The sequence below is a fragment of the Clostridium sp. CAG:221 genome (genome assembly GCA_000435835.1).
Lineage (GTDB): Bacteria > Bacillota > Clostridia > Clostridiales > Clostridiaceae > Clostridium.
Genome location: FR883373.1, coordinates 1 through 3,583, shown reverse-complemented (window position 1 = coordinate 3,583; position 3,583 = coordinate 1). Strand labels below are relative to the sequence as shown.

General features: G+C 28.3%; 3 protein-coding genes. 2 read left to right on the top strand and 1 reads right to left on the bottom strand.

Annotated features, from left to right (window positions below; all coding sequences use genetic code 11):
• Positions 1-262: 262 nt before the first annotated feature.
• On the top strand, positions 263-613 hold the full coding sequence (locus Q5O44_RS02915) for a hypothetical protein (RefSeq protein WP_022166893.1): 351 nt from the start codon (positions 263-265) through the stop codon (positions 611-613).
• A 1,480-nt stretch (positions 614-2,093) separates the two neighbouring features.
• Positions 2,094-2,765: a LexA family transcriptional regulator gene (locus Q5O44_RS02910; RefSeq protein ID WP_022166892.1), complete on the top strand. Its 672-nt coding sequence runs from the start codon at positions 2,094-2,096 to the stop codon at positions 2,763-2,765.
• A 69-nt stretch (positions 2,766-2,834) separates the two neighbouring features.
• Here Q5O44_RS02910 and Q5O44_RS02905 read toward each other — a convergent pair whose 3' ends face one another.
• On the bottom strand, positions 2,835-3,401 hold the full coding sequence (locus Q5O44_RS02905) for a sigma-70 family RNA polymerase sigma factor (protein WP_022166891.1): 567 nt from the start codon (positions 3,399-3,401) through the stop codon (positions 2,835-2,837).
• Positions 3,402-3,583 lie beyond the last annotated feature (182 nt).

Sequence of the window (3,583 nt, the reverse complement as noted above, 5' to 3'; positions counted from 1 at the left end):
CAACTCTGTACATTATTATCTTAGCATTTATAATTTTTTCTAAATTATAGATTTAATTTTACATGTGTAAGACTTAAAAATTAGTCTTTTTTTAGTGTGGAAATATGAGTAACCACTGAAAAACAGAGGGTTTTAAAAGAAGAAGTATAAATTATTAATAATTAGTAATATTGTTTGAATATTATAGTAATATTTTATGAGGTAGGTTATTTTTTTAACTGCCCGATAAATAAGAATTTAATTAGAAGGAGGAATTTGAAAAATGAACAAAACAAGCAAAGAAATATTAGATTTTTTAAGTTCAACTGGAAAGTCAGCTTCAGAAATGACACATGCATTAAAATTTATCGGGAATGGAAGCATGGAAGATGGCCTTTTAAGAATTGGTGATTATTTTGAAAGAGAAGTAAAAATCGGAACTGCGAAAGGTGCGATAGGTGCAACAATTATTTTGACAACAGTTGCACTTGTGAAAAAGAAAATTGATGAGAGTAAAAAGCACAAAGAAGAGGGTGAAGCTATTTTAAAAGGTTTAGAAGAAGGCTTAATTGACCATTCAGAAGAGGATAATGTTTTATCTGATCACAGACAATCTAATGATGAAGAACAATAGGAAAGTTTTTGAAGTTAATATACAGCAACAAATTCCAATTTAGCGATTAGATTTTGAGTAACAATATTGATAAAAAATAAATTTTCACAAAACTTTATATTTAATTTTTGAAAAAAATTTCCGCTCTGTCCCATGAGTAGTGGGACTGCAACGTGAAAAGTAATTGCAAAGGGGGGACTAGCTTTCTATCAATTGACAAAAAGGTACTAGTAAGGCTACCTGTACTTTTTTGTTAATGCTGATTGCCTGTCCCCCCTTAGCACCGTCTTTTGGTGATATTTACTGGTGCTAATGAGGACTAGAAGGGCTTCCTGTCCTCTAATTAGCAACTAAGAAAATATTACTAAAAGTGTCCCTGCTGCAAAAAGTGGAGGAGCAAGGCTGCCTGTCTACTTTTTGCAGCAAGGACAAGGTGCGTTGCAAGTTTTGATTAAAAATAGTTAAAAGATAATAAAATAGATTATGAGCAAAAAGCCTTAAAAGAAAGAATTAGTTAGTAGGTCATGATATGAAAGTTTTACTGGAAAAGAGCATTGACCCCCAACGGTTACCTAAAAGAGAAATGTTTAATCCGTAGAATTTCTTAGGTTAAAAAGGGTTCGGTTCATTTTAAGAAACCTTTTTGGCCTTAGAAATACTAGGTAATAACATGCACTTCTTTTAGGTGTTGGATTAAGGGCCCAAAAAAAATAAAATAATATTATCTAATATGGATATAGCAGTTATAGTAAATAAGGTAATATTGGTAGTAGATATACTGTGCAATAAAGAAATGTATTTACTATATTAAACCCATGAAGAATTATAACAATTAGAATAGCAGAATTAATTATAAGTAATATATATTTTTATTTATTACTTTACCAAGTAAAGTTTCCACTCTGTCCAACTTTGAAAAAGATGGACTGCAATTTCTTAATTATGGAGTAAGTGAAAAATAATGTACTAGCTTTAATAGCTTGTACATTATTTTTCGTTTACGGAATAATTATTTCCTTTTTGGAAAAGCAAATAGGAGCATAGATTATCTGATATCTAAAGAGCATAAATAAGTATAAGAATGAAATAGTGTCATGATAAATTAAAGGCTCTTATTTGCCACTAGATATAATTAACATGATTTGAGCCCATAGGTTTAAGGGAATGGAATTCCCTTTTAAATTCAAACTTAACAATTAATTTGTTTATCTATTTATAGAATAATATTAGTTATATTGTTAAAAAAATTGAGAAGAAAAACTGGTTAGAAATTATAGATAAGCGAATTAATTATTAAGGTTTCCTTTGAGCCAAATCATGAATAAATGTAATTAATTGTAATGAATATATGGATGAAATGATCTTGCAATATTGAAGTTAATCATTATCTATTATTACAAGTATAATAGTAAAATATTGCTATTTTTAGTTTCTTTTTAATTTACAATCGAATATATGTTCTGTATAATTATATTATGGGATAAAGAAGGGGGTATATAGTGTGAGTGAAAAGCAAAAGGAGATTTTAGAGATTATAAAAACTTTTATTAAGGAAAATGGGTATTCACCAACAATTAGGGAAATATGTAAGCTAGCTAATATTAAATCAACAGCAGCAGTACATGCTCATATTAAAAAATTAAAGGCTGAAGGTCATATTACAACTGGAGTAGATATGCCTAGAAGTATTGCTCTTACAAAGAAAGAAAAGAGTGTTAAATTTGTTGTAAATGCTATAGCTTTAATGTGTACAGAGGATAAAGAGTACATATTGCTGCAAGAGAATAAAAAGCAACATGCTAATGAGAGTATATTTGAATTACCTGGTGGAGTTATTAAAGAAAGTGAAAATGTATATGAATACTTAAGGTGTAAATTAAAAGCTATTGGGTTTGAAGTAACAAAGATATTTGGTGAAAATAAATGTAATGAATTAAGCTATGAAGAACAAATATTTACAGTATTTAAGCCCTTTTGTGTCAGCCAAAACTATAATGATAACAATTTAATTATTTCTAGTACTATTTTATGTGAAGTAAATAGTGCAAATTATTGCAACAAAGGTCATTTAAAGTGGATTTGTACTGATGATTTAAGAGCTATGCTAGTAGAGCATCAGGAAAATATATCAACTCATAATATTGCAGCATTAAAATTATTTTGTAATTTATAAAATGCTATATTAATTAACTTAATATATAAAAAGAAAAGTTATAGTAGGTGGGTTCTACTATAACTTTTCTCATGTTAGGATTTCTTTTCTTAATTGATTTAATGCTCTATTTTTAATGTTTACCGTTGTTGGATAATTAATGTTATGATTTTTTGAGTATTCCTTAAGAGATCCATTATTTATAAGTGTAAAATTAAGTATATCTTTATGTTGCTCAGGCAGCTTGTCTATATATTTATAAAGACTTTTTGCTAGGATACTATCAGTAACTTGTACATCTACTGGTTCATTATTTGATGGTAGGACATGCTCCAAGGTTCCATTTAATATTAATGCCTCAGAGCCTTCACAGGAGCTTCTATTACAAGTCTTTTTTATTAGATAATTAATGTTGTTTTTAATTGCCATGGTAGCATAAGCAACAAATCTCTTTTTATCTAAGTCATAAATCTTTATGCATTTTAGTAATGTAGCATAACATTCATGCTCTATATCAGAAAAGTCATATCCATGGACAAATGTTCTTTTTGAGATATTTAATATCATAGGTCTAAATTCCTTAAAAATAATTTCTTTTGCAGATACATCTCCATTTTTAGCTTTAGCAACTAAAGTTTCTATATAATTAAAATTCATAAAAAATTACCCCCTTTCTTAGTATATATGGTTTTAAGCCATATATTTTAATTGGAGGTGAAATTTTATGAAAGAAATTATATTAGCAATAGACATTGGACATAATGTTCCTTATGACACAGGAGCAGTGGGAATACGTAGGGAGGATGATCTAAATAGGTTGGTTGGAAATGCTTTAATAA

Coding starts and splice junctions, on each gene's coding strand:
- Q5O44_RS02915 (WP_022166893.1), top strand. CDS start 263: ATGAACAAAACAAGCAAAGAAATATTAGATTTTTTAAGTTCAACTGGA.
- Q5O44_RS02905 (WP_022166891.1), bottom strand. CDS start 3,401: ATGAATTTTAATTATATAGAAACTTTAGTTGCTAAAGCTAAAAATGGA.